This is a genomic window from Longimicrobium sp. (assembly GCF_036280135.1).
GTDB lineage: Bacteria > Gemmatimonadota > Gemmatimonadetes > Longimicrobiales > Longimicrobiaceae > Longimicrobium.
This window is the reverse complement of record NZ_DASURI010000157.1, coordinates 1-20553: the sequence shown is the minus strand read 5'-3', so window position 1 is coordinate 20553 and position 20553 is coordinate 1. Positions and strand designations below refer to the sequence as shown.

Annotated in this window: 15 protein-coding genes and 1 tRNA gene; 15 read left to right on the top strand and 1 reads right to left on the bottom strand. The window is 70.0% G+C overall.

Features of this window, described 5'->3' with window-relative positions; genetic code table 11:
* From VFZ20_RS04845 to VFZ20_RS04835, 3 genes are all read left to right on the top strand, one after another.
* On the top strand, nucleotides 1–675 hold a 675-nt coding region (locus tag VFZ20_RS04845; protein WP_329682704.1), incomplete at its 5' end, for a lysylphosphatidylglycerol synthase transmembrane domain-containing protein.
* Nucleotides 662–1555 carry a 4-(cytidine 5'-diphospho)-2-C-methyl-D-erythritol kinase gene (gene ispE, locus VFZ20_RS04840; RefSeq protein ID WP_329682703.1) on the top strand — a complete coding sequence of 298 codons (894 nt, stop codon included), beginning with the start codon at nucleotides 662–664 and terminating at the stop codon, nucleotides 1553–1555. The genes VFZ20_RS04845 and ispE, both read left to right, overlap by 14 nt.
* A gap of 160 nt (nucleotides 1556–1715) precedes the next feature.
* A tRNA-Gln gene (locus VFZ20_RS04835) sits at nucleotides 1716–1786 on the top strand.
* A gap of 43 nt (nucleotides 1787–1829) precedes the next feature.
* Here the strand turns inward: VFZ20_RS04835 and VFZ20_RS04830 are convergent.
* The gene (locus tag VFZ20_RS04830) at nucleotides 1830–3143 is read right to left on the bottom strand and encodes a hypothetical protein (RefSeq protein WP_329682702.1); all 1314 of its coding nucleotides are present in this window, start codon (nucleotides 3141–3143) and stop codon (nucleotides 1830–1832) included.
* Between the two features lie 195 nt (nucleotides 3144–3338).
* On the opposite strand from VFZ20_RS04830, the gene VFZ20_RS04825 reads away from it, so the two are divergent.
* The 12 genes from VFZ20_RS04825 to VFZ20_RS04770 all read left to right on the top strand — a co-directional run bounded on the left by VFZ20_RS04825 (nucleotide 3339) and on the right by VFZ20_RS04770 (nucleotide 20507).
* On the top strand, nucleotides 3339–3548 hold the full coding sequence (locus VFZ20_RS04825) for a hypothetical protein (RefSeq protein ID WP_329682701.1): 210 nt from the start codon (nucleotides 3339–3341) through the stop codon (nucleotides 3546–3548).
* Entirely contained in the window at nucleotides 3548–4336 is a 789-nt protein-coding gene (locus VFZ20_RS04820) for a Ku protein (RefSeq protein WP_329682700.1), read from the top strand. Before VFZ20_RS04825 ends, VFZ20_RS04820 begins: the two co-directional genes overlap by 1 nt.
* The gene (locus VFZ20_RS04815; RefSeq protein ID WP_329682699.1) at nucleotides 4329–5477 is read left to right on the top strand and encodes a Ku protein; all 1149 of its coding nucleotides are present in this window, start codon (nucleotides 4329–4331) and stop codon (nucleotides 5475–5477) included. Before VFZ20_RS04820 ends, VFZ20_RS04815 begins: the two co-directional genes overlap by 8 nt.
* A 251-nt stretch (nucleotides 5478–5728) precedes the next feature.
* Nucleotides 5729–7378, top strand: coding sequence for a CHAT domain-containing protein (locus VFZ20_RS04810; RefSeq protein WP_329682698.1), 1650 nt, complete (start codon nucleotides 5729–5731; stop codon nucleotides 7376–7378).
* 32 nt (nucleotides 7379–7410) lie between these two features.
* The gene (locus VFZ20_RS04805) at nucleotides 7411–9039 is read left to right on the top strand and encodes a CHAT domain-containing protein (protein ID WP_329682697.1); all 1629 of its coding nucleotides are present in this window, start codon (nucleotides 7411–7413) and stop codon (nucleotides 9037–9039) included.
* A gap of 276 nt (nucleotides 9040–9315) precedes the next feature.
* Nucleotides 9316–10584 carry a glucose-1-phosphate adenylyltransferase gene (locus VFZ20_RS04800; RefSeq protein WP_329682696.1) on the top strand — a complete coding sequence of 423 codons (1269 nt, stop codon included), beginning with the start codon at nucleotides 9316–9318 and terminating at the stop codon, nucleotides 10582–10584.
* Entirely contained in the window at nucleotides 10581–11813 is a 1233-nt protein-coding gene (glgA, locus tag VFZ20_RS04795; protein ID WP_329682695.1) for a glycogen synthase, read from the top strand. Before VFZ20_RS04800 ends, glgA begins: the two co-directional genes overlap by 4 nt.
* A 226-nt stretch (nucleotides 11814–12039) precedes the next feature.
* Nucleotides 12040–14334 (top strand): glycoside hydrolase family 3 N-terminal domain-containing protein, encoded by a 2295-nt coding sequence (locus tag VFZ20_RS04790; RefSeq protein ID WP_329682694.1) that lies wholly within the window; start codon nucleotides 12040–12042, stop codon nucleotides 14332–14334.
* Nucleotides 14331–15320, top strand: a complete 990-nt coding sequence (locus VFZ20_RS04785) for an aldo/keto reductase (RefSeq protein WP_329682693.1) — start codon at nucleotides 14331–14333, stop codon at nucleotides 15318–15320. Before VFZ20_RS04790 ends, VFZ20_RS04785 begins: the two co-directional genes overlap by 4 nt.
* Nucleotides 15321–15591: 271 nt before the next feature.
* The gene (locus VFZ20_RS04780) at nucleotides 15592–16155 is read left to right on the top strand and encodes a type IV toxin-antitoxin system AbiEi family antitoxin domain-containing protein (protein WP_329682692.1); all 564 of its coding nucleotides are present in this window, start codon (nucleotides 15592–15594) and stop codon (nucleotides 16153–16155) included.
* Nucleotides 16152–17015: a nucleotidyl transferase AbiEii/AbiGii toxin family protein gene (locus tag VFZ20_RS04775; protein WP_329682691.1), complete on the top strand. Its 864-nt coding sequence runs from the start codon at nucleotides 16152–16154 to the stop codon at nucleotides 17013–17015. The genes VFZ20_RS04780 and VFZ20_RS04775 overlap by 4 nt, the downstream gene beginning before the upstream one ends.
* A 342-nt stretch (nucleotides 17016–17357) precedes the next feature.
* Nucleotides 17358–20507, top strand: a complete 3150-nt coding sequence (locus VFZ20_RS04770) for a LodA/GoxA family CTQ-dependent oxidase (protein ID WP_329682690.1) — start codon at nucleotides 17358–17360, stop codon at nucleotides 20505–20507.
* Nucleotides 20508–20553 lie beyond the last annotated feature (46 nt).

Sequence of the window (20553 nt, the reverse complement as noted above, 5' to 3'; positions counted from 1 at the left end):
GTCCTCGTCGTCTTTCCGCTGGGGACCATGGCCCTGCCGGGGTTCCCGGATCTGGCGCCCGGCAGCGAGGTGCAGCAGGGCGTGGACTGGATGATCCGCATCGTGTCCGTGCTGCTGGCCGGCGCGCTCGTGCTGGTCTTTTTCCCCACGTGGACCGTGGGCATCGCGGAGCGGGTGGCGAACGCCGTCCTGCCCAGGGCCATCCGCCGCCCCCTGGTGGACGCGCTGCACGCCTTCATTGGCGGGCTGCACGTGCTGCGCAGCCCGCGGCTGCTGGCCATCAGCGTGGCGTGGGCGGTGGCGCAGTGGGCATTCCTGGCCACGTCGTTCCTGCTGGCGTTTCACGCGTTCGGCATCACGGAGCCGGGGTTCCTGGGTGCCGTCTTCCTGCAGTCGCTCATCGCCATGGCGGTGGCGATCCCGTCGTCGCCCGGCTTCTTTGGCGTGTTCGAGGGGGCCAGCGTGCTTGGGCTGGGGCTGTGGGGCGTGCCGCACGCGGCGGCCGTCTCGTTCGCCATCGGCTTTCACATCGCGGGATGGCTGATGGTGACGGGGCTGGGCGCGTACTACGCGGCGCGGCTGGGCATCCGCGTGAGCGACCTGAAGCAGACGGAGGAGCGGGTGGAGCAGGCCGTGGAAGCGAACGATCCCGCGCCCGCCGATGCCCGCGCCTGACTTTGCCGAGGTCCTCGCGCCGGCCAAGGTGAACCTCTTTCTGCGCATCCTGGCGCGGGAGGAGAGCGGGTACCACGGCCTGGAGACGCTGTTCTGCGCGCTCTCGCTGGCGGATTCCGTCCGGGTGCAGCGCGGCGCGCCGGGCATTCGCCTGCACGTGGACGGCGCGGTGGACACGGGCCCGCCGGAGCGCAACCTGTGCGTGCGCGCGACGGAGCGCTTTTACGCGGCGCTGCGCGAATCGCCGGCGGTGGACGTGCACCTCGCCAAGCGTGTTCCTTCCGCGGCGGGCATGGGAGGCGGATCGTCGGACGGCGCGGCCACGCTGCGGGCCCTGAACGCGCTGCACGGGGAGCCGTTCGATCGCGCGGCGCTGCTGCGGATGGCCATCGCGCTGGGGAGCGACGTGCCGTTCTTTGTCTGCGGGTCGGCGCTGGCGCTGGCGTGGAGCCGCGGCGAGCGCCTGCTCACGCTGCCGCCGCTGCCGCCGCGTCCCGTGATCGTGGCGCACCCCGGCGTGGCCATGCCCACCCCCGAGGCGTTCCGGCGCATCGCGGAGCGGCGGGGCGGGGGATACGCGCCGGACGCGCGCGCGCTGGATCTCGATCGTCTGCGCGACTGGGACAGCGTCGCCGCGCTGGCGGAAAACGACTTCGAGGCGGTGGTGGCGGAGGAGATCCCGTTCATCGACCTGGCCAAGTCGGCGCTGCGGCAGGGCGGGGCGCGCATCGCGATGATGTCGGGGAGCGGATCGAGTGTCTTTGGTGTGTTCGATGACGCGGACGCGCGCGACCAGGCGCTGGAGCGCATGCGCGGCCTGCGGATGAAGGTCTGGGCCGCCGACACGCTCGACGCCGAGCCGTCCGTCCGCATCGGCTGAGAAAGACAACTGCATTCTCACGCAGAGCCGCGGAGGACGCAGAGTACTTCATCGCGCGATGAAGCCCTCTGCTGCCCCTGCTCCCTCTGCGTGAAAATGCAGTTCGTTTTTGCGCGCGGGTTGACCACCGCAACGCGTGTGAATACCTTTCGCGTGCTGTTGCCCCGTGGTGTAATGGCAGCACAGCGGTCTTTGGAACCGTTAGTGGAGGTTCGAATCCTCCCGGGGCAATCACGCCGCAAGTCTCTCATACCCTGAGACTTGCGGCGTTTTTCTATTCGAAGAACACGCTGCTTCCGCCGATTGCGCTGCCGCCGCGCACCAGCTCCTGGTTGCGCCGGGCCCGCGCCTGGATCTCCTCCTCGCGCACGGTGCCGCCCCGGCCATCCAGCGTGCGCCGGGGCTCGTGCTCGTCCAGCAGGTCGTACACGCGCGCGTCCTCGTCCGTGGCGAGCGCCTGGACCACGGCCTGGTGCAGCGGCGCGATCATGGAGCCGCCGCCCGTCAGCGTCTGCGCGTTGATGGGGCCGCGCACGTAGTCCCGGCGAAAGGTGTCTCTCACCGCGATCACGCGCTCGGCGAACGCCCGCAGCGCCTCGGTCGTCCGCCCCGCGTCCTCGCCGCCGCCGATCCGCCGGCTGCCCAGGGTGACGGGCACGCCGCGGTACAGGTCCACCTTGAGCGCGTCCCACTCGGCGGGCGACAACGCGCGGATCTCGCGCTGCGCATCCTCGTCCAGGCTGTCGTAGATGGCCTGGTCCAGCTCGCGGATGCCCAGCTCGTACGACTGCTGGATGATGGCGGGACGATGCCAGTCGTCGGTGCTGAAGCTGGTGTCGAACTCCACGTATCCAAAGTCCGTCGTGAAGCCGCCGATGTCGATCACCAGCACGCCGAAGCTCCCCGCCATCCGCCGCAGCGCCTGCAGCAGGCCCTCGGGCTCCAGCATCTTCACCAGGTGCAGCGAGCGGCCCGCGCGCGGCGTGAACGGCGCGGCCGGCGGATACCACGTGGCGTTCCGTCCGCGCGTGAACATGCCGCACGCGTTGGATTCCGGCTCGTAGACCGTCACCCGGCCGTGCGCGGGACGCCAGCCGGCCGCATGCAGGATGCCGCCCACGCGGGCGTCCATGTCCGGCGCGTCGATCCGGGGAACACAGACGCGCACGGCGCTGGACGCGATGTCGGCGCCGTACGGGGACTGCTCCAGGCTTTCGCGCAGGCCGCGGAAGAACTCGACGGCGATCCGCTCGTAGTCGTCGTCGCCCGCGTCGGCGTGCGGAGACTGCCCCATCTCGTCGCGGCGGACGTGGCCGCGCGGATCGGTCGAGAACAGCCGGGCCTTCCAGTAGCGGTAGATGCGCACACCGTCCCCCGGCGCCTGCTCCGCCGCGGCGGATCCGATGACCCAGCGCGTGCCGCCCCGCGCGTCCACCCGCGCCACCACGGAGGGGACGCAGAAGTCCACCTCGTCCGAGGCCAGCGGCAGGTCGCGCAGCAGGTCCGACTCGCCGTTCCAGTCCCTTCGCACGGCGACCTTGGTGTAGGCGCTGCCCAGGTCGATGGATACCAGCCGACGGTTCTTCACTGATCCTCACGTTGATCGTTCGCGGCGCATGTCCCGATCGGAATGCGCGGGCGCTGAATCTCTGCCCTCTCCGCCCTCCGCGACAGGGAGGCGCCCGGTGTACGGGATGGGGTACTCTGCGCCCTCTGCGCCTCTGCGTGAGAAATGCAGTTGGGGTTTGGTTTCCCTGGCAGACTACTTGCCAAATCCGGACGCATGGCGACCAAGAAACCACTCCCGTACTGGCTGGACGGCGGCCCCGAGACCTGCGCGCTCTGCGGGCACACGCACGTGCTGCAGGCCCAGCGCCGATGCGCCGCGTGCGACCGGCCCAACTGCGAGCACTGCGTGACCGTCAACCGCGAGACGGGCGAGGTGCTGTGCCACGAGTGCCTGGAGGCGGCGGGCACGGAGGAGAACGCCTGATGGGCGCGCGGGCCATCTGGAAGGCGCACATCTGCTTCGGCAGCGTGGACGTGCCCGTCAAGCTGTACTCCGCCGTGCAGGACCGCACGGTGCACTTTCGGCTGCTGGACGCCAAGCGCCACGAGCCCGTCAAGCAGCACATGGTGGATCCCGACACGGGCAAGGTCGTCGACAGCGCCGACATCCGCCGCGCCTACGAGACGGACGAGGGCGAGCTGGTGATCCTGGAGGCGGGGGACCTGGAGCAGGTCACGCCCACGCCGTCGCGCGACATCCGCATCACCCAGTTCGTGCCGCCGGCGGAGATCACGCACCAGTGGTACGACCGGCCGTACTTCCTGGGCCCCGACGAGGAGGACGGCGCGTACTTCGCCCTGGCGGCGGCGCTGCGCAAGCGCGGCGTGGAGGGCGTGGCGCGGTGGGTCATGCGCAACAAGGAGTACGTGGGCGCGCTGCGGGCCGAGGGCGACTACCTGATGCTCATTACCCTGCGCCACGCCGGCGAGGTGGTGCCCGCGTCGGCGCTGCCCCGGCCCACGGGCCGCGAGCTGGACGAGCGCGAGATCTCCATGGCCAAGCAGCTGGTCAAGGCCATGGAAGACCCGTTCGACATCACCGCCTATCACGACGAGTACCGCGAGCGCGTGCTGGAGCTGGTGCAGGCCAAGGCCGCCGGCAAGGTGGTGAAGTTCCCCAAGGCGCCGAAGAAGCAGGGCGAGACGTCGCTGGCGGACGTGCTGGAGGCCAGCCTGGCCGCGTCGGGCGGCAAGGAGCGCAAGCGTGCCTGACATCGAACCGTCGGAGCAGGAAGCCGTCACCCGCTCGTTCTGGTCCGGCACCATCACCTTCGGGCTGGTGAGCATCCCCGTGGCCCTGTACGCGGCCAACCGCTCCGGCGGCGTGTCGCTGCGGATGGTCTCGCCCGAGGGCACGCGCCTGGGCCGCCGCTACTTCACGGAAAAGGACGACCGCGAGCTGGACGCGGACGACATCGTGCGCGGCTACGAGATCGAGAAGGACCGCTTTGTCCTCGTGGACGACGACGAGCTGGAGCGGCTGGCGCCCGAGCGCACGCGCGACATCGACCTGCGGCAGTTCGTGAAGCTGTCGGAGATCGATCCCATGTACTTCGAGCGGGCGTACTACCTTACGCCCGCGGGCCAGTCCACCAAGGCGTACCGGCTGCTGGCGCGGGTGATGGAGGAGACGGGCCGCGCGGGCATCGCCACCTTCGTCATGCGGGCCAAGGAGTACCTGATCGCCATCATCGCCGAGAACGGCATTTTGCGCGCGGAGACGCTGCGCTTTGCCGACGAGCTGCGCACGCCCGGGGACGTGGGCCTGCCCGCGCCCGCCCAGCCCGACGCGGCCGAGCTGCGGCGGATGGACCGCGAGATGGCCAGGCAGCTGGACGACGCGCTGGATGCAGGCGTGCTGGAGGACCACTCCACGGAGCGGATGATGAAGGTCGTCGACGCCAAGCTGCGTGCCGGCGAGGACGTGGTGCAGGCGCAGCCCCGCGCGGCCGATGACGACGACGAGGGGTCGGACATCATCGACCTGATGGAGATCCTCAAGCGCCGTCTTGCGGTCTCCGACGACGACGCACCCGCCACCGCCGCGGACACCGCGCGCCCGTCCCGCGCGCCCGCCCGCAAGACGGCGAGCAAGTCTGCCAGCAAATCCGCACGGAAGACGGCCGGCAAGTCCGCGAGCAAGACGGCGCGGAAATCCGCGTCCAAGGCCACGGCGAAGTCGGCTTCGAAGACTGCGTCGAAAACCGCTTCGAAACCGGCGTCGAAGTCCGCCACGAAGAGGGCGTCCAGGACCGCCGCGAAATCGACCGCGAAATCCGGCAAGAAGTCGGGCGGAAAGAGCGCATCCGCCTCGCGATCAAAGCCGGCCGCGAAATCCCGGCGCAGCGCCTGAGATCGGCCACGCATCGCGCAGACGACGCAGGACGGAGGATCCCGTTCCGCGTCGTCGCCGCGTTGTCGCGATCGCGGGAACTGGATGGTGGGAATCCGCGCATCCCGTGTCCCACTAACGACATCGGGGAGAGACATCCGTCTCTCGCGTGATGCGGATCGCGATCCAGTCATCCGCACGGACCCGTTGCCGAATCTCACGGAACAGGCCACTTTGCACACCGGCTGTCGGTCATGCGCTGATTCAGTGGTTTGCATCGGTGTCCGGCGTCGTCGCCGTGCCGCCGACGTCGCACATCCCCCCGCTCCTTTGAGTTCCTCGGCCGCTCTCCCGGCCTTTTTCGCAGTCCCGCATCGCAGTGGCAGATCATCATGAGCAAAGTAGAAGTGCTTTTCTTCGCCGCTGATCCACTCTCCGCGGATGGGTACCAGCGCCGGCTGCTGCTGGACGAGGAAGTTCGGCAGATCCGCGAAAAGGTGCGCGCGGCACGCCATCGCGACGATCTCGATTTCGACATGCGCTGGGCCACGCGCACGGACGACCTGCTGCAGGCGCTCAACGAGCGCCAGCCCGACATCGTCCACTTCAGCGGGCATGGGGGGAGCCGGGGACTGGTGCTGGTGAGCGCGGACGGCTCTCGCCCGCATCGCGTGGATGCGCCGGCGCTGCAGCGGCTGTTCAGCGTGTTTCGCGGAAAGATCCGCGTGGTGCTCCTGAACGCCTGCACCTCGCTGCCGCAGGCGCAGGCCATCGCCGACGCGGTGGGGTGCGCCATCGGCACGCCCGCGAAGATCTCCGACACGGCCGCGATCGCGTTCGGTGCGTCCTTTTACCGGGCCATCGCGTTCGGCCGGTCCGTGCAGGACGCGTTCGACCAGGCATGCACGGCGCTGATGCTGGAGAACTTCGAGGAAGGCGAGCACCCGGTGCTGGTCACGCGCGCCGGCGTGGACGCGTCGCAGCTGTTCTTCATCCAGGTGGACGGAGAGCCCGTCACCCCGCCGGTCACGCCGGCTTCGCGGCTCGTGGAGCAGGACGCCACACCGGCTTCGAGGCCCGTGGAGCAGGATATCGCACCGGTTTCGCGGCCCATCGAGCAGGACGTGGCCCCGGCGCCGTCCATGCCGGTGGAGATCACGCGGCCCGTCCTGGGGGCGGGAAAGAACCGGATCCTGATGGTGCTCGTGACGCTGGCCGTTTCTTCCGGTGCCGTGCTGGCATACGCGACAAAGCCCCCGGCAGAGCCGCCGATCGGTAGTCCCTGCGCACGCGCCCGCGACGTGCTCGCGTTCCTGCGGCAGGCGCACGAAGCGAAGGTGCCCAGCGACGGAGAGAATACCCCGCGGGGACTGAAGGGCGACGCCACGGCGGGAATCATGGCCCAGGCAACGGCGCTGTACGACGCGGGCAACTACCGGGATGCGTTTCCGCTCTTCAAGCAGGCCGCGGTTGCCGGGAACTCCCAGGCGATGGGTTACGTCAGCGAGGCGTACGTCAGGGGGGTGGGTACGCCTCCGAATCCGGACTCCGCGGGCGTCTGGCTTGAGTACGTAAAGGCGACGGATGACCCGCGTGGCATGAATGCCCTGGGCGAGGCATCAGAGCGAGGATTCGGGCGGGGACAAAGTGATCGCTGGGCCGCCCATTGGTACCGCAAATCTGCCGATGCGCAGTTCCCGGAAGCCATGCTAAGTCTTGCACGCATGTACCGGGATGGCCGTTCCGTCGAGGAAAGTGGTGAGCTCGCGCTGCAGAACTACGAGAAAGCCGCCAAGGCGGGACTCGTGGATGCAATGCGCGACGTGGCGGAGATGTTTGAGCAGGGAATCGCCGTCGCGCGCGATCCCGAGGCGGCGCAGTGCTGGACCGCCGCCGAGGAAGAAGCACGTACGCTTCGCTGATGGGCATGGCGCTCTCCCCCCAGCCGCCGACCATGAGCCCCGTCGAAGTCCTGTTCTTCGCCGCCGATCCCAAGTCTGCCGGTTCGGGTGGACAGCGACGCCTGCTCATCGACGAGGAGGTGCGGCAGATTCGCCTGAATGTGCGCCTTGCGCGCCACCGCGATTTGCTGAGCCTCAACACCCAGTTGGCCGCTCGCACGGATGACATGGTGCAGGCGCTCAGCGAGACGAAGCCGCAGGTGATCCACTTCAGCGGTCACGGCGGCAGCGCGGGGCTGGTGCTCGTGGCGGCGGACGGGCGCAGCGAGCAGCGCGTGGACACGGATGGCCTGCGGGAGTTCTTCAAAGTGTTCAGGGGCAGGATCCGCCTGGTGGTCCTGAATGCGTGTCTTTCGCTCCCGCAGGCCCAGGCAATTGCCGAGGTGGTGGGCTGCGCCATCGGCACGCCGGACAAGATCTCGGACCGGGCGGCGATCACCTTCGCCTCGTCGTTCTACCGCGCCGTCGCGTTCGGCGAATCCGTGCAGGCCGCGTTCGATCAGGCGCGCGCGGCACTCCGGCTGGAGAGTTTCGCGGAGCGCGAATATCCACAGCTGCTGCACCGAAAGGACGTGGATCCCGCCCGGTTGGTGCTGATCCCTGGCGGGAGCGAGCCGGTCCCGCCCCCGCCCGCACGCCGCGCCCGGCGCGTGACGGTCGCCGCCACGGCCCTGCTGCTCACGGCGGGCACCGCCGCCGCCATCAAGATCGTGGGCGGGGCGGGAGAAGGTCCGGTGGGGGATGAGCCCGCACCGCGGGACTCCACCCACGTGAATACGACGGGTACGGACACCGTTGCCCGCCCCGAAACCCTCGCGTCCACCCGGAACATTGGCACCGGTACGGACGGCACGGCGGAGCTGGCCGCCGCGCGAGACCTGCGCGACGCGGGCAACCACGCGGCGGCGTTCCCCCTGTTCCAGAAGGCCGCGGAGGCGGGAAACACGGAGGCCATGGCCTTTTTGGGCATCGCCTACCTCAACGGCGAAGGGACGGAGCGGCAGCCCCGGCAGGCCATCCAGTGGCTGCGTGACGCCGCTGAGGCGCGGGACCCGCGCGGCATGAACGCGCTGGGCGTGGCGTACCAGGACGGCCTGGGGGTGAACCGCAACCACCGCTGGGCCAAGCACTGGCTGCGGGAAGCCGCGGAACGGGACTACGCCCCCGCCATGCGCAACCTAGGGAACTTCTACCGCCGGTACGTGGACCCGGACAGCGGCTACGCGCTTGCCATGGAGTGGTACCGCAAGGCCGGGGCGGCGGGCGACGCGGACGGCTGGCTGAACCTGGGCCTGATGCACGAGCGTGGGATGGGCACGCAACCCGACACGGCGGAAGCCCTTCGCCTGTATCTCCTGTCCGCCGAAGCCGGCAATCCGGATGGAATGGTCCACGCGGGACAGGTCTACGAGCACCGGCAGGAGTACAACACGGCGCGGGAGTGGTATCTCAAGGCCGTAGACGCCGGCTCCGCGGACGGGATGAACAACATGGGGGTGCTGTACCACAACGGCTGGGGCGTGCGGCGCAACCGCGAGGAAGCCATCCGCTGGTTTCGCCAAGCCGCGCAGGCGGGCTCCACGACCGCCCGGGGCAACCTGGCCGCCCTGGGCGTGCGCTGAGCCGTCCGCCGGACGCGGTATATCGCCGTTTTTCGCCCGTCTCGCGTTCATTCTGCGTGAGGCGGGAGTTCGGAAAATCCCGCCGTTGCGCTTTGTTTACGTGGGGTGGATGGCGAAGAACGCGCAAGTCGCTAAGTTGGTGCCCGCGCGCTGTGACGGCCACGGCCAGGATCATGCACGAGATCGGCGGGATTCCAAACGTCGTCTCGACCGGCCGCCGCGCATCGCTGCTCGATTCCGGGACCATCCGTCTACACCAACGAATCGCTCCGTCTGATGGACCGAGTTCTCGCCGTGATCCTGGGGGGCGGCGCCGGCACGCGGCTGTTTCCCCTCACGCTGCACCGGGCCAAGCCCGCCGTGCCGCTGGCCGGCAAGTACCGGCTGGTGGACGTGCCCATCAGCAACTGCATCAACTCCGGCCTCAGCCGCATCTTTGTCGTCACGCAGTACAACTCCGCGAGCCTGAACGACCACATCGCGCGGTCGTACGTCTTTGACCGGTTTCGCGGCGGCTTCGTGACGGTGCTGGCGGCCGAGCAGACGCCCACCTCCGAGGAGTGGTACCAGGGGACGGCAGACGCCGTGCGCCAGTCGCTGCCGCACATCCGCAGCTACCCGCACGACCACGTGATCATCCTGTCCGGCGACCAGCTGTACACGATGGACTACCGGCTCATGCTGGAGCACCACGTGCGCTCGGGCGCCGCCATCACCATCGGCACCACGCCGGTGGTGGCCGACGACGCGCCCGGCTTCGGCATCCTCAAGACGGACGATCACGACGTCATCACGGAGTTCTACGAGAAGCCCGCGCGCGACGACCTGGCCGGCAAGGAAAGCCCCGTTGCCGAGGAGATGCAGCGCGCCGGGCGCGTGTATTTGGCGTCCATGGGCATCTACGTCTTCGACTGCCAGGTGCTGCAGGACCTGCTGGACGGGCACGCGGACCTGAACGACTTCGGCAAGCACGTCATCCCGCTGGCCATCAAGGAGCGCAAGGTCGTCTCGTACCCGTTCACGGGCTACTGGAACGACATCGGCACCGTGCGGTCGTTCTTCGAGACCAACATCATGCTCACGGAGCCCAAGCCGGCGTTCAACCTGTTCGACGAGCAGATGCCGCTGTACACGGCGGCCCGCCTGCTGCCGCCGGCCAAGGTCACGCGCTCGCGCATCGACCACTCCATCATCGGCGAGGCGTCGGTCATCATCGACGCCGACATCACGGACTCGGTCATCGGCATCCGCTCGTACATCGGCGCGCGGTCGCGCATTCACCGGGCCGTGCTCATGGGCGCGGACTACTACTACTGGGAGGGCGCCGGCAGCCGCAGCCGCGTGGAGGGGCCGGAGCGCCCGGGCGTGGACGAGGACTGCGTGATCGAGGGCGCCATCGTGGACAAGAACGCGTCCATCGGCCGGCACTGCGTGATCACCAACGCGGCGGGGGTGCAGGAGGGGCAGGGGCCCGGCTTCTACATCCGCGACGGCATCGTCGTCATCGAGAAGAACGCGACGATCCCCGACGGCACCGTCATATGAGGATCGCGCAGCTCACCAACGAGTACCCGCCCCACGTGTACGGCGGGGCGGGCGTCCACATCGAGTACCTGTCGCGCGAGCTGGCCCGGGCCGAAGGCGGCGCGCACCAGGTGCAGGTGCTCTCGTTCGGCGACCAGCGGGTGGACGAGGGCAACCTGCGCGTGCACGGCGTGGCGCCCGACGTGAAGCTCGCGGCGCAGGACCCGCGGCACGCGCGGCTGCTGGACGCGCTGGTCCGCGACCTGGCCATGGTGGGGCTGGCGGAGGCGCCGGAGATCGTGCACTGCCACACGTGGTACGCGCACCTGGCCGGCTGCCTGGCCCGTCCGCTCACCGGCGCGCGCCTGGTGCTCACGACGCACTCGCTGGAGCCGCACCGGCCGTGGAAGGTGGAGCAGCTGGGCACGGCGTACGACGTGACCACGTGGATCGAGCGCACGGCGTACCAGAACGCGGACGGCGTCGTCGCGGTCTCGCGGGCGATGAAGGAGGACGTGCAGACGCTGTACGGCGTCCATCCCGACCGCGTCCGCGTGATCCACAACGGCATCGACCCCGACGAGTACCGCCCGCGGCTGGATCCGGACCGTGTCCGCGCGCTGGGCGTGGACCCCGACCAGCCCATCGTCCTGTTCGTCGGGCGGATCACGCGGCAGAAGGGGATCCTGCACCTGGTCCGCGCGCTGCGGCACCTGCGGCCGGGCGTGCAGGCCGTGCTGTGCGCCGGCGCGCCCGACACGCCGGAGATCGGCGCGGAGATGCAGGCGCTGGTGGAGGACGCGCGGCACGACTCGGCGGCGAAGATCGTGTGGCTGGCGGAGATGCTGCCCCGCGAGGACACCATCCTGCTGTACTCGCACGCGGACGTGTTCGTCTGCCCCTCCGTGTACGAGCCGTTCGGCATCATCAACCTGGAGGCGATGGCGTGCGAGACGCCCGTCGTGGCCTCCGCCGTGGGCGGCATCCCCGAGATCGTCGTGCCGGGCGAGACGGGGCTGCTGGTGCCCATCCAGCCGGAGGGCGGCGGATCGGTGGAGCCGCGCGAGCCGGAGGCCTTCTCGCGCGCCCTGGCGGATGCGGTGAACGAGCTGCTGGACGCGCCGGATCGCCGGGCCCAGATGGGCCGCGCGGCCCGCGCGCGCGTGCTGGAGCACTTCAGCTGGCGCGCCATCGCCGAGCAGACGCTGGCCTTCTACCGCGACCTGCTGGCCGCCCCGCGTCCGGACTGAGCAACATCGAACTGCGTTTTCTCACGCGGAGGGAGCAGGGGAAGCAGAGGACGACTTTGCTTTCTCTGCTTCTTGCGTTACGGAACATCCGTTGCTGTTCTCCCCTCTCCGCGAGGAACGAGCGGGGAGGGGCCGGGGGAGGGGCGCCGTCCCGTGCAGGGCGCCCGCTTCCTTGCACGAGCCGTCCTCCGCCGCCTCGAAGCCTGATCCACTTCGCCACAGCTCGATGAGACGATTCCTGGTCGCCGCCCTCTGCGCCGGCGCGCTGCCCGTCCTGGCCGCGGGTCCCATCCCGCGCACCGCCCGCGCGGCGGCGCCGGCAGACCTGCCCGCCGCGCCCGCGTCGTCGCGCGTGGACTCGCTCCTGGCGCGGATGACGCTGGAGGAGAAGGTCGGGCAGATGACGCAGCTCACCCTGGCCGTGGTGGCGGCGGAGGACGGGCCGCAGCGGGACAGCGTGCGCATCGACCCCGCGAAGCTGCGCGAGGCCATCGTGGAGCGCCACGTGGGCTCGCTGCTGAACGTGGTCGGCGGCTCGCTCTCCGTGGAGGGCTGGCACCGGCTGATGGCGGAGGTGCAGGGGATGGCCCTGCGCGAGACGCGGCTGGGCATCCCCGTCATCTACGGGATCGACTTCGTCCACGGGGCCAACTACACGCGCGGCGGCACCATCTTCCCGCACAACGTGGGGATGGCGGCCACCTTCAACCCCGCGCTGGCCCGCCGCGCCGCCGAGATCACCGCGGACGAGGCGCTGGCCAGCGGCCTGCCCTGGAACTTCGCGCCGGTGCTGGACGTGGGGCGCAACCCGCTCTGGCCCCGCTTCTACGAGACGTTTGGCGAGGACCCGCTCGTGGCCACGGTCCTGGGGCGCCAGCAGGTGCTGGGGATGCAGCGCGAGGGGCGCGTGGCGGCCACGCTCAAGCACTACCTGGCGTACAGCGCCTCACACACGGGCCGCGACCGCGCGCCCGTGGAGCTGAGCGCGCGCGGCGTGCGGGAGAACTACCTGCCGCCCTTTGCCGCCGCCGTCCGCGCCGGCGCGCGCAGCGTGATGGTGAATTCCGCGGAGATCGACGGCGAGCCCGTGCACGCCAGCCGCTATTGGCTCACGGACGTGCTGCGGGGCGAGCTGGGCTTTCAGGGCGTGATCGTGACGGACTGGGAGGACATCTACTACCTCCACACCCGCCACCGCGTGGCGCCGACGATCAAGGACGCCGTGCGGATGGCGGTCGAGGCGGGCATCGACGTCAGCATGTCGCCCACGGACTACCGCTTCATGGACGCGCTGATCGAACTGGTGCGCGAGGGCGCCGTGTCCGAGCGCCGCATCGACGAGTCCGTCCGCCGCATCCTGACCCTCAAGGAGGCGCTGGGGCTGTTCGACGCGCCGCTCCCCGACCCGGCCCTGCGCGCGCGCTTCGCCACGGAGCAGTCGGCGGAGGTGGCGCGGCAGGCGGCGCGCGAGTCCATCACCCTGCTCAAGAACGAGGGCGGCATCCTCCCGCTGAAGCCGGACGCGAAGATCCTCGTCACGGGCCCCGCCGCGCAGTCCATGACGGCGTTGAACGGCGGATGGACGTACACGTGGCAGGGCACGGACGCGTCCCAGTTTCCCGAGGCGCCGCGCACGGTGCTGGAAGCCATCCTGCGCCGCGGCCGCGACGTGCGCTATGTGGCCGGCAGCGGCTTCACGGAGCCGGGCGACCCGCAGGCCGCCGCGCGGCTGGCGGCGGACGCGGACGTGGCCGTCGTGGTCATCGGCGAGAACGCGTACGCCGAGGGCGTGGGCGACGTGGCGGACCTCACGCTCCCCGAGGCGCAGCTGCGGCTGGTGGAGGCCGTCCAGGCGACGGGAACGCCCGTCGTGCTCGTGCTGGTGGAGGGCCGGCCGCGCATCATCCGCCGGGTGGTGGACGGCGCACGCGGCGTTGTCATGGCGTACTGGCCGGGGATGCAGGGCGGCGAGGCCGTGGCCGAGGTGCTGTTCGGGGAGACGAACCCGTCCGGGCGGCTGCCGTTCACCTATCCGCGGCACCCCAACGAGCTCCTCACGTACGACCACAAGTTCACGGAGACGCTCAGCCCCGCGTTCGGGGGACAGGGATTCCGGCCGGAATGGCCGTTCGGACACGGGCTCAGCTACACGACCTTCGCGTACGCCGACCTGCGGCTCGGCGGGCCGCGCATGGACGCGGACGGCCGCATGACGGTGCAGGTGACCGTGCGCAACACGGGCACCCGCGCGGGGGAGGAGACGGTGCTGCTGTACACGCGCCAGCAGTATGCGTCCACGACGCCGTACACGCGGCGGCTGCGGGGATTCCAGAAGGTGGCCCTGGCGCCGGGCGAGTCGCGCGCCGTGACCTTCGTGCTGACGGCGGACGACCTGCGCACCGTGGGCCGCGACGGCCGGATGATGCTGGAGCCGGGCGCGTTCGACGTGATGGTGGGCGGGCTGACGGGCACCTTCCAGGTGACGGCGGATGCCGCGCGGACGACGACGGAAGGACGATGATGGACGATACGCGCTACGACCGCATGCCGTACCGCCGCTGCGGAACGAGCGGGCTGCGGCTGCCGGCCATCTCGCTGGGGCTGTGGCACAACTTCGGGAGCGTGGACCCCGAGGAGAACGGCCGCGCCATCGTGCTGCGGGCGTTCGACCTGGGCATCACGCACTTTGACCTGGCGAACAACTACGGGCCCGTGCCCGGCAGCGCGGAAGAGACGTTCGGCCGCATCCTGCGCCGCGACCTGTCCGCGCACCGCGACGAGCTGGTCGTCAGCACCAAGGCGGGGTACCGCATGCAGCCAGGCCCCTATGGCGACGGCGGGTCGCGCAAGTACCTGCTCGCCAGCCTGGACGCCAGCCTGGCGCGGATGGGCATCCCTTACGTGGACGTCTTCTACCACCACCGGCCCGATCCCGAGACGCCGCTGGAGGAGACAATGGGGGCGCTGGAGCAGGCCGTACGCTCGGGCAAGGCGCTGTACGCCGGCGTGAGCAACTACCCGCCGGAGCTCACCCGCGAAGCCGCGCGGATGCTGCGGGAGATGCGCGTGCCGTTCGTCCTGCACCAGCCCAAGTACAGCATGCTGGAGCGCACGCCGGAGAACGACCTGTTCGCTGCGCTGGAGGAGGAAGGGATCGGCTGCATCGTCTTTTCGCCGCTCGCGCAGGGGCTGCTGACGGACCGCTACCTGCGCGGCATCCCCGCCGACTCGCGCGCCGCGAAGCCGACGGGCTTCCTGCGGGAGGACGCCGTGACGGAGGAGCGCCGCGCGCAGCTCCTGGCGCTGAACGAGGTGGCGCGGGCACGCGGGCAGAGCCTGGCCCAGCTGGCGCTTGCGTGGGTGCTGCGGAACCCCGTCGTAACCTCCGCGCTCATCGGCGCCAGCCGCGTGCAGCAGCTGGAGGCGAACGTCGCCGCGCTCGACAACCTCGCCCTCTTCGACGACGAGCTCCGCGAGATCGACCGCATCCTCTCCGACGCGCGCTGATTTCCGCGTCCGGACGGGGCGAGCCGCATTCGTGCGCGGACAGGGTGCACAAGAATCTACAAAACGTAGACTTTTGTGCAGGCTGGTGAGGGGCGTAGATTGGCCGTGTTCTGGCGCCGAAATCTCCGGATCCGGCGGTCCGTTTCCTCTTCCGCCACCGCCGGATCAAGCGTAATCCCGTTGGCCCGAACTGCACGGGAGTCTACAAAACGTGGAGTTCCGTGCAGGAGCTGGTTACGCTATCGTCTTCACCCTTGAGATGCGGATCACAATGCCGGGAGCAAAGTACGGGGCGATCTTCGACGTCGGGGCCGACCAGTACGGCTACCTGACGGTGGAGCAGGCGCGCGAGGTCGGCGTGCGTCCCAAGACGCTGCACGCCATGGCCCGGCGGGGAACGCTGCAGCACGTGAGCAGCGGCCTGTACCGCATCTCCGCCATCTCGCCGTCTCCGCGCGCGGAGCTCATGCAGGCGAGCCTGTGGCCGCGCGGCGTGCGGGGCGTGATCTCGCACGACAGCGCGCTGGTGCTGCACGGGCTGTCGGACGTGAACCCGGCCCGCATCCACGTCACCGTCCCGCGGCGGCATCGCATCCTGCGGCGCGTGCCCTCGCTGTACGTGGTGCACCGCCTGGACGTCCCCGCGCGCGAGGTGGAGCACGTGGGCGGGATCCCCGTCACGTCGCCCGCGCGCACCATCCGCGACTGCCACGCCGCGCACCTGGGGCGCACGCTCGTCCGGCAGGCGGTGGAGGACGGGCTGCGGATAGGTCTGCTGTGCCCGGCGGAAGCCGAGCGACTGTCATCGGAACTCCTGGGAGAACGATTGCGATGACCAACGTCGAGCGCCTTGGCCGGCCCGCGATCCCGCGGACACGATCGGCCCTGGAGAAACTCGTGGGGCAGTACGCCAACCACTACGAGATTCCCCAGGCCCGCATCCGCAACTGGATCTCGTTCATGATCCTGGCCGGGGCGCTCGAACGCGTGCAGGACGACGCGGGAGCCAGCGCGTTCGTCGTGAAGGGCGGGGTGGCCCTGGAGCTTCGGCTGCGGCTGCGCGCGCGGGCTACGCGGGACTTCGACGCGTGCTTCCGCGAGCGCTTCGGGGAAATGCTGGAGGTGCTGGACGCGGCATTGGCGGAGCCGTACGGAGACTTTTGCCTGGCCCGAAAGGGCGTCATCCGCGACCTCGGGGGCAAGGCAAAGCGGATCGAGGTCCAGGTGCAGTACCGCGACAAACCCTGGGCGACGGTGCAGATGGAAGTATCCGCCGGCGACGGACAGCTGATGGAGGCCGAGCGCGTCCCCGCCACCGACCTGTCGGAGCTTGGCCTGGACGGCCCCGTGTTCATCCACTGCCTTTCCACGCGCTACCAGATCGCGCAGAAGATCCACGCCGTCACGTCGCCGCCGCGCGAGGGCCGGCAGAACGAGCGATACCGCGACCTCGTGGACCTGTGGCTGCTACGCGCGCTGCGGACGAACCTCGCTCAGGTGCGGCGGGCGTGCGAAGACGTGTTCCGCAGCCGCGCCATGCACGCGTGGCCGCCCGAGGTCCACGTCCCCGGACACTGGGCCGGCCCGTTCGCCCGGCTCGCGGGCGAGGTGGGCCTTCCGACCACGGACGTCGACGAAGCGGCGGAGGCACTCCGCGCCTACATCGCCGAGATCGCGCTGGCGGACTCCGCCTGACCCGCGTCCGTGATGAATCGGCCCTGCGCGCATGCGGATGTGATGCACAAGATTCTATGAAAAGGAGAATTCTGTGCAGTTTGAATTGTCGAGATTCAGAGCTGTGCCAAGCAGAGGCAGTGTTGGGCCCTCTGCGGTGGCGGAGGATCGCGGCTTCCTCGCGCGAGACACCGCACCTTTCCGGCTAGCTTGCGCATTCGGCGCTGCTACCCTATCCTCCATCAGTTTCCGCCTTTTACGCGGAACGCAGTGCCTCATCGCCCCGCCCATCCGCCGCCGCACGTCCCGCCGTTTCTTTCCGCTCGCCGCGCGGCCCGTCGTAAACCCGCTCCCCGCCACATCATGCAAAAGCGACCCCGCTCGCAGCATGCCGCCACCGGCGTTCGCGCCGCCGGCACGCCCACGCCGCCGCCCATCAACTGCGCCGCCAACCCCGTCGAGGGGATCAAGCAGATGTTCGTGGACCAGTTCCAGGGCAGCCAGATCGCCACGGGCGAGGTCCCCGCCACGCGCCCCGTCTTTCGCCGCGTGCACGGCGTGGCGCACGGCACCTTTGTCGTCCGCCCCGACCTGCCGGAGGCGCTGCGCGTGGGCGTGTTTGGCCAGAGGTCCGAGTATCCCATGTGGGTGCGCTTCAGCAGCGACCTGCAGCCGGGCGCGCCGGACTACCGCGGCACGGTGGGCATCGGCATCAAGATCTTTGGCGTGCACGGCCACAAGGTGATGGAGCCGGACCAGGACGCCACCACGCACGACTTCATCCTGCAGAACCACGACGTGTTCTTCGTGAACAACGCGAAGGACATGTGCGAGTTCTCACGCGACTTCAACGGGTTCGTCAAGAAGCACCCGCGCACCAGCCAGATCCTGAACGAGATGGAGAAGGTGGTGAACTCGGTGCTGGAGACGCCGTACTGGGGCGTGCTGCCCACGCGTTTCGGCATGGAGCAGTACGCCAAGTACAAGATCGAGCCCGAGGTGGTGCCGCCCGGAAGCGGCCGGCAGCCGGACTACGACGACCCGTTCTACCAGCGGGCCGACCTGCACTGCCGCATGAACAACGGCGAGGCGCGGCTCAAGTTCATGGTGCAGCTGCGCACGCACCCGGAGCAGATGCCGCTGGACGAGGCCACGGTCGCGTGGAGCGAGGAACTGTCGCCGCCCATCCACGTGGCCACGCTCGTGCTGCCCCGGCAGGACCTGGACACGCGCGGTCAGGCGGAGTACGGGGAAAACCTGGCCATCAACACGTGGCACGCGCTCCCCGAGCTGGAGCCGGTCGGCAGCCTGGCCGAGGCCCGCAAGGTCACCTACCGCGCGTCGGCCCGGGTGCGGCGCGACGTGAACGGCGTGCCCCTGGCCGAGCCCGTGTGCCCGCGCCCGGCGGAGATGAACCCCGGCCAGCCGTACCCGGCCGCCAGGGACCTGCAGATCGTCCGGGCGGAGATCCATCCCGCCATCGGCATCGCGCGGATGGGCAACAGCGAGGAGTGGTTCATCGGCCCCGAGGTCACGGAGCCGGCGCCGCAAAAGCCCGGCTACTACCGCGACGGGTCCGGCGCCCTCAAGCGGCAGGCGGCGCGGTTCCGCATCTACGGCTACAACGCGGCCGGCGACGTGGTGCAGGAGCTCACGTCGGACTATGCCGACATCCACTGGACGGCGCACGTGGCCAACCGCAAGGCGGGCTGGTACCAGTGGGTGCAGGCCATGGACATCCCCGAGAGCGTCAACCTGTCCGTCCCCCTGCGCAACCCGGACGTGACGGGCGCGGCACGGCGGTTCCTGGACATCGACGGGGGCACGCGCACCATCGAGGGCAAGAACACGTACGGCAGCGAGTACCGCTTCGAGGGCCTGTTTGCCGGTCCCAGCGATCCCGTGCCCGTCTACCTGGGCGAGCTGCGGACGGACGAGAACGGCCGGCTGCTGTTCCTGGGCAGCCGCGGCGTTTCTGCCTCGCCCACCAACCAGCCCATCTACGACGCGAACGATCCCAACGGGTTCATCAACGCCAACGGGTGGTACGACGACGCGTCCGACGGCCCCGTGACGGCAAAGGTGGTAATCGACGGGCGCGAGATCCCCGTGCAGGGCGCGTGGGTGGTCACGGCGCCGCCCAACTACGCGCCGGACGTGGTGGCCGTGCGCACGCTGTACGACCTGCTGGAGGACCTGTACATCCAGAACCGCTGGATGGATTTCCCCAGGGAGATCTCCTTCACGCGGCACGTCTATCCCATCCTGCAGCGCCTGTCGGGCCTGCAGTGGGTGAACGCGGGCTTCGCCACGCAGTTCGGGCACGGCGGGCCCAACGACTTCCAGGACGCGCGCTATGTCAGGCGCCTGGCGCACAAGCCGCGCGCAGGCGAGTTCGACACGTGGGCGGACCTGCGGCGGCAGGTGTTCTTCTCCTTTCGCCCGCCGCAGCCCACGGACGACAACTACCTGCCCTGGCCCTGGGAGTACGGCGACGCCGACTCCATCCCCGGCTACCCGGACTCGCCGCGGCAGAACCTGTCCCTCTCTGGCACGCAGTACCGCATCCTGAGCGAGTGGGCGGACGGCAACTTCACGGCGGACTGGCCCGGCGCGGTGCCCGTGCGCGACGTGGACAAGCTCCCCGTGGCCGAGCAGCCGATGATGCTGACGAAGGCGGCCCTGCACTTTTGCCTGGCGGATGCCTTCCATCCGGGGTGCGAGGTGACGTGGCCCATCCGCCACATCACCATGTACTCGGCGCCGTTCCGCATCACGCACCGCGCGCCTGGCGAGACCGAGCCGGACTACGGCCCCACGCTCACGCAGGCGCAGGTGCTGGCGGCGGACGGCCCCCTGTGGGCGCAGGGCCCCGGCGACCTGTCGCGGTGGATGGGGCTGCCCTGGCAGGAAGACACGGCGTTCTGCCGCTCGGGCTACGAGCCCAGCTACGACCCGTCGCTGCCCACCTTCTGGCCCGCGCGCGTGCCCAACCAGGTGCTCACGCAGGCGGACTACGAGCGGGTGATGGACACGCGCCTGTCCCGCGAGGAGCGGCAGGCCGCGTTCAACCGGCGCGAGCTGTGGACGCGCCTGCTGGGCAAGGACAGCGTCACGCCCCCGCAGGTGCAGATGATGAACATGGTCAAGCGCTTTGGCGACATGGGCGTGGTGGAGGTGCGGCCCGGGGTGAAGGACGACCCGGACTTCCCGTCGACCATGATGGTGGAGAACGCGGTGGGCGTGCCCGCGGGCACCATCCCGTGGCGCCCCGAGCTCATGCTGGCCGGCGCGCCGGAGATGGCGGACGCGTCGTCGGATGACGCGGAGTCGGAGACGCCGAAGCGGCGCGTGGCGGGCCGCCGGTTCGCCGGGCGCGCGGCGCACGTGCGCGCGCTGGCGGAGGCCACGACGGGCGGCGCGTCGTCCGGCGGTAGCGCGTCGGCAGGTCGTTCGTCCGACGCGCGGACGGCGGCCGAGGCGGACGCCGAGGCCGTGGCATCGGGGACGTGATGGAAGGACGCTTCCAGGCCGTGGTCGCCGGTGGCGGCCCGGCCGG

Coding starts and splice junctions, on each gene's coding strand:
- ispE (WP_329682703.1), top strand. CDS start 662: ATGCCCGCGCCTGACTTTGCCGAGGTCCTCGCGCCGGCCAAGGTGAAC.
- VFZ20_RS04825 (WP_329682701.1), top strand. CDS start 3,339: ATGGCGACCAAGAAACCACTCCCGTACTGGCTGGACGGCGGCCCCGAG.
- VFZ20_RS04820 (WP_329682700.1), top strand. CDS start 3,548: ATGGGCGCGCGGGCCATCTGGAAGGCGCACATCTGCTTCGGCAGCGTG.
- VFZ20_RS04805 (WP_329682697.1), top strand. CDS start 7,411: ATGAGCCCCGTCGAAGTCCTGTTCTTCGCCGCCGATCCCAAGTCTGCC.
- VFZ20_RS04800 (WP_329682696.1), top strand. CDS start 9,316: ATGGACCGAGTTCTCGCCGTGATCCTGGGGGGCGGCGCCGGCACGCGG.
- glgA (WP_329682695.1), top strand. CDS start 10,581: ATGAGGATCGCGCAGCTCACCAACGAGTACCCGCCCCACGTGTACGGC.
- VFZ20_RS04790 (WP_329682694.1), top strand. CDS start 12,040: ATGAGACGATTCCTGGTCGCCGCCCTCTGCGCCGGCGCGCTGCCCGTC.
- VFZ20_RS04785 (WP_329682693.1), top strand. CDS start 14,331: ATGATGGACGATACGCGCTACGACCGCATGCCGTACCGCCGCTGCGGA.
- VFZ20_RS04780 (WP_329682692.1), top strand. CDS start 15,592: ATGCCGGGAGCAAAGTACGGGGCGATCTTCGACGTCGGGGCCGACCAG.
- VFZ20_RS04775 (WP_329682691.1), top strand. CDS start 16,152: ATGACCAACGTCGAGCGCCTTGGCCGGCCCGCGATCCCGCGGACACGA.
- VFZ20_RS04770 (WP_329682690.1), top strand. CDS start 17,358: ATGCAAAAGCGACCCCGCTCGCAGCATGCCGCCACCGGCGTTCGCGCC.